Annotated in this window: 3 protein-coding genes; all 3 read left to right on the top strand. The window is 45.8% G+C overall.

Annotated elements, in window-relative coordinates; genetic code table 11:
- The first annotated feature begins 59 nt into the window (after window positions 1–59).
- The 3 genes from cas6 to cmx8 are packed head-to-tail and all read left to right on the top strand — an operon-like array spanning window position 60 to window position 4,855.
- Entirely contained in the window at window positions 60–776 is a 717-nt protein-coding gene (cas6, locus tag H6F67_RS27120; protein WP_242020830.1) for a type I-MYXAN CRISPR-associated protein Cas6/Cmx6, read from the top strand.
- Entirely contained in the window at window positions 766–3,144 is a 2,379-nt protein-coding gene (gene cas3 / locus H6F67_RS27115; protein ID WP_190769769.1) for a CRISPR-associated helicase Cas3', read from the top strand. Before cas6 ends, cas3 begins: the two co-directional genes overlap by 11 nt.
- Window positions 3,137–4,855 carry a type I-MYXAN CRISPR-associated protein Cmx8 gene (gene cmx8, locus H6F67_RS27110; RefSeq protein ID WP_190769768.1) on the top strand — a complete coding sequence of 573 codons (1,719 nt, stop codon included), beginning with the start codon at window positions 3,137–3,139 and terminating at the stop codon, window positions 4,853–4,855. Before cas3 ends, cmx8 begins: the two co-directional genes overlap by 8 nt.
- Window positions 4,856–5,080: the final 225 nt, after the last annotated feature.

The following is a 5,080-nucleotide window of genomic DNA, read 5'->3' as shown; positions in this document are numbered from 1 at the left end:
AAGATTTGGGTCGGTCAAGTTTCTGTTTCAATTAGTCACACATTGTCAAACCTTTGCTTTTGCCAAAGCATTTATGTACGGCTACTGTTCATCTCCTATTTAGGATTGCTGTAGTTACCGATCAACAGCAAGTAAAAACATCAGAAGGCCGTCTGCCTTACGTCGAATTGAGCTTTAGGGTAATGGGTCAAGCGTTGCCTGCTGATCATGGGTATGGCCTGTATAGCGCGATCGCCCACCTTTGCCCAGGCGTTCACGAACAAGAAGGGTTGAGTATTCTGACGATTCCTGGCAAGCCAGACCATCAGGGCAAGATTGCGCTAACTCGCCAATCTCACCTGAAAATACGACTACCAAGTGACAAAATCATGCTGGTACTGCCTCTGGCTGGGCAGAAGCTAATGATTGGAACGCATGAAATTCAACTGTTCATTCCACAAGTTGCTCAACTTCAGCCGATCGACAAGCTGCGATCGCGTCTTGTCACAATCAAAGGCTTTCAAGAACCAGGCGCATTTTTGGAAGCGGCTCAACGTCAATTAGATGCTCTAAAAATTCAAGGTCATCTTTCCATTCCGCTCAACCTAGATGGAGAGCTAAGCCGAAAGACAATCAAAATAAAAAGCTATTCAGTGGTTGGCTTTGCCCTAGAAATTATTAATTTGAGTGACGACGATTCAATCAAATTACAAACGCTAGGTTTAGGGGGCAAACGCCGCATGGGTTGCGGGATTTTCACACCTTTTCCATATTCTCGGAGATTTAATGATGCCTAACCCTCCAAAGTTATTAGCAAAAAGCAAGCGGCAGAATCGAGAGATCACCTTACAAGAACACTTGCTAGATACAGAGCAAGCGGCTGAGTTGATTTTTCGATTAGATGGTCGCTGGGGACGCAATTGGTGTCGCTTCTTTCAGATTGCTTGTGAGCAGCAAAAGTTTTTGCTCAATCTACGAGTTGCTGCCCTTTTTCATGATATTGGCAAGGCAAACGAAGACTTCTATGCGGCTGTCACAACAGCAGGTTTCAAGCCACAAACACTACGGCATGAACATCTCAGCGCATTAGTTCTGTGTTTGCCGGAAGTTAGAACGTGGCTATCAAAAAATTCCGCTCTAGATGTTGACATTATTACGGCAGCCGTTTTGTCGCATCACCTCAAAGCTTCTAGAAGTCAAACAACGCAGAAGAATGGCAAGGTTTACCGCTGGTGCCACACTCACTCAGTTAAAACATCGGTTGAGCTTTATTTGCAGCACCCAGAAGTAACAGCGGTTTTAGAACGAATTGCCAACATTGCTGGTCTCAATAAAGAGAAAATTCCAGAGCTACCAAAAACTCCCTGGAGAGCGAGATCTTTATGGGAGCAAGCCTACAAGCAGGGCACACAAGCTGCCGGCCAATTCGGGCACAAAATTCGAGACGATCGCCAACGACGTTCTCTTTTGATTGCCGTTAAAGCTGGGTTAATTGTTGCAGATGCCGCAGCGTCGGGGTTGGTGCGTGAAGGGCACAACATCCAGGCATGGATTGAGGATGTTGTGCATTCCCAGCCGATCGAGTACGACAACATTGCCGAAGCGATTCTAAACCCTCGTGCAGAGCAAATCGCGAAGCGCACTAAGCAACCCTTTACACTGCATCGTTTTCAAGAGCAAATGGCTCAACAGAGCGCAAAAGCTCTGCTGCTAGCGGCCTGTGGTGCAGGAAAAACGTTTGGTGCTTGGAAATGGGCAGAAACCCAATCTAGGAACTATGAGATTGGTAAGGTCATTTTCCTTTACCCCACCAGGGGCACGGCGACTGAGGGCTTCCGAGACTATGTCGGTTGGGCACCGGAGGCAGATGCAGCCTTAGTGACGGGAACCGCTCGGTATGAACTAGAGGCAATGGCGGTTAATCCTAGTGAGGCGATCGACGACAAAGATTTTCAAGCCGATGAGCGGCTGTTTGCATTGGGCTTTTGGTCACGTCGCTACTTCAGCGCGACAGTAGATCAGTTCCTCAGCTTCATGGAACACAGCTATCAAAGTCTATGTTTGTTGCCTGTTCTAGCCGATAGCGCCGTCATCATCGATGAAGTCCACAGCTTTGACCTGAAGATGTTCGATTCGCTGGTCAGTTTTTTAGAGAACTTCGATATTCCTGTTTTGTGCATGACAGCAACGCTGCCACCTAATCGGAAAGAACAGCTAAAAAAAGCAGGACTGCAAGTTTACCCGACCGAGGCAGACCGAGAATTCTTACCTGACTTGGAGGAGCAGGAAAATCATCCTCGCTATCATCTAAAGCCCGTCACCAATTTCGATGCAGCGTTCGACAAAGCAATTAGCGCGTATCGACAGGGCGATCGCGTCCTTTGGGTCGTGAACACGGTCGATCGCTGTTTGGCAATTGCTCAAAAACTGCAAACTGCCCTCAAAACTGATGTCTTGACCTATCACAGTCGCTTTCGTTTAGGAGATCGACAAAAAGTTCATGCCAAAACGGTTGAGGCGTTTGCCTTCCACAAGGATCAAGTGGATCGAAAACCTGCGATCGCCGTGACTACTCAAGTTTGCGAAATGAGTCTGGACTTGGATGCAGATGTTCTCATCACCGAAAATGCACCAATTCCCTCACTGGTACAGCGGTTCGGGCGCGCTAATCGTCACCTGGCAAGAGGACGAGAGTTTCGAGCGATGCTGTATACTTACGCGCCGCCGAGTAATTTGCCTTATCAGAAGGATGAACTAGAAGTGGCAGTCGCCTTCCTACGAGAACTGAGTAACAGCGATGTTAGCCAGCGCCAATTTGCCGCAGCACTAGAGCACTACGTTCCACCAGAACGAGACTCAGACGGCAGCGCTCCCTTTTTGAATAGTGGCTACTACGCGACTCCTGGCAACTTCCGCGACACCGATGAATTTGCAGTGCCCTGCATCCTCGATCTCGATTTGCCTAAGGTAGAGGCGATTCTCAACTCAGCTAAGAAATACGAGAAAGAGCCGTTCGTTATTAATGTTCCGAAACAATGGGCAGATTTGAGCGATTCGCGTCCTAGTTGGCTACCAAAATACCTCGGTGTTGCCACTTGGGAAGGACACTACAGCGAAGAGCGAGGATTCGTGACTAAGCCTTTAGAGGAGGTGGAACTTGGCTAAGACAAAAACAAAGCAAACTCCAACAGTTGATGTTCTCACATTGAAATATCAGCTTGCAGAATTACCATCTTCTCAACATCGAGCAGGGCTTGCAGGACTCGTACTAGTTGTACGTTGGTTGCAACGGCAACCAGAGTTTAAGAAGAAGATTGAGCTAGGCGCAGTCTGCAAATTGACTCAACTAGATGATAGCGGCGCAACACTAGAGTTGAATCAGGTGGGTCTGGAGTTCCTGTTTGACGAGATTTATGCTGCTAGTATCGAGGAGAAGAAAGAATCGAAGCTTCGTACCAAAAATGGAGAGATTATTACACCGCTTCGAGAAGAGGAAGAAGGGGAAATTGACTTTAAGACAAAACAACCTAAAGTTGACAAGAAGACAGGAGCCATCAAAAAGAGAAGAGTTTATTTCTACCCAGCAACCATACCTAAAGGCTCGTTCCTGGCAGATCCTAGCTACGACAAAAGCTCAGATGGAAGAAATGGTTTCTGGATAAAACTTTGGCGTGATACTCTATGGAGCATTTTGAAGAGCAAAGATAGATCTCGCACACCTTTTTATGCAAGAGCCAGAGGTGAGTATCAGAAGGATGCAGTTGACGTATGGAAAGCTCTTACTACAGCTTCAGAGAAACCAACTAAACTAGCTGGCAGCTTCTTTCTAGGTGTACGAGAAAAAAATGCTGAAAGTGCTGAGTTTAAGGATATAGAACGATTTCATTTTCTCCTTCGCTTTTGGCTGTATAGTGCAACGATCTACATTCCGCAGAAAACCAAATTTGAGAAGAACAAAGAAGACAAAAGATTTTTTGAGAAATCAGAGTTTTTTGGTTACGCAATTGCCGTACCAGATGTTACCTCCTTGAAATTATTCTGCGAGGAATTTCCGCAAATATTAAAGGATAGGGGGATTGAATCTTTTCGTTCTCGTCCTCGCGATGCCATTGTAGATCTGGCTATTGAAAGTGCACTAGATACAATGAAGCGCCTGAAAGATCGTCTAGTGATTTTAGAAGGCGAAAAGCCAACCCAGGACTTGGTTGCTGGATTTGACGTATTTCATGCAATTCCAGGTGAAGACGTTAAGTTTCGAGGGATAACTCGTATAAAGCCGGATTTTGAGATGGTTGACGAATATGCCAAAATCCGCCACAACTATTCAAGTCCATTGTTTCGTAAGCAGTGTTTGCTGAATCTAGTCAACCATCAGCCTTGGTACACAGGTTTTGATGCGCTACTTTGTACTCTGCCCTATGAGCAAAGCATCGAGAATGATTTTTTTCGCCGTGATGTTCGCAAAAAACTAGAAGATTTAATTGAAGAGGAAAAACAGATGAGTGAAACAAGCACTGAAACAGCGATCGAACCAATGATCTTTCAACTGGTGAAAAACTATGTTGGACGCAAACTGAAATCAAAGTACAGCCTGGAATGGAAACCTGAATGGAAATCATTAAAGTCTGAAGAATTAAATGTCAGACCGGACTATCGAGAATATGCGGAGAAGAAAGCAAAAGTTGCCAAATCCGCCTTCCTAGATATTCGTAGTCGCACTGAACAAACGGACTTCATCAACTATTTTTCATATAGTTTGTGTTCGGTTCCGCAACACATGAAGCCGGATGATTTCGTAATTCTTGCTCAAGCACTCTATCAACACACCGACAAAGTTCGCACTCTAACTCTGCTTGCTCTCTCTGCCAACAGCTAACTTAATCAATTGAAGGTGATCATCGTGAACAAGAATCTATTTGCAACCGTTCTGACCTACCCCGCTCCCAGTTCCAACTATCGCGGCGAGAGTGAAGAAAACCGCACCGTTCGGTAGTCGTGTAGAAGTAATGATGCTAGGTTAGCAACAGATTTCGATGGACTCTTTATGATGCTTGCTTGTCCCAGTTGCACCTCGACTCAAACGGTGAAGAATGGTCGTATT

The organism is Microcoleus sp. FACHB-1515 (assembly GCF_014696105.1).
Classification (GTDB): domain Bacteria; phylum Cyanobacteriota; class Cyanobacteriia; order Elainellales; family Elainellaceae; genus JAAUTJ01.
This window is presented reverse-complemented; position numbering and strand designations above follow the sequence as displayed.

Coding starts and splice junctions, on each gene's coding strand:
- cas3 (WP_190769769.1), top strand. CDS start 766: ATGATGCCTAACCCTCCAAAGTTATTAGCAAAAAGCAAGCGGCAGAAT.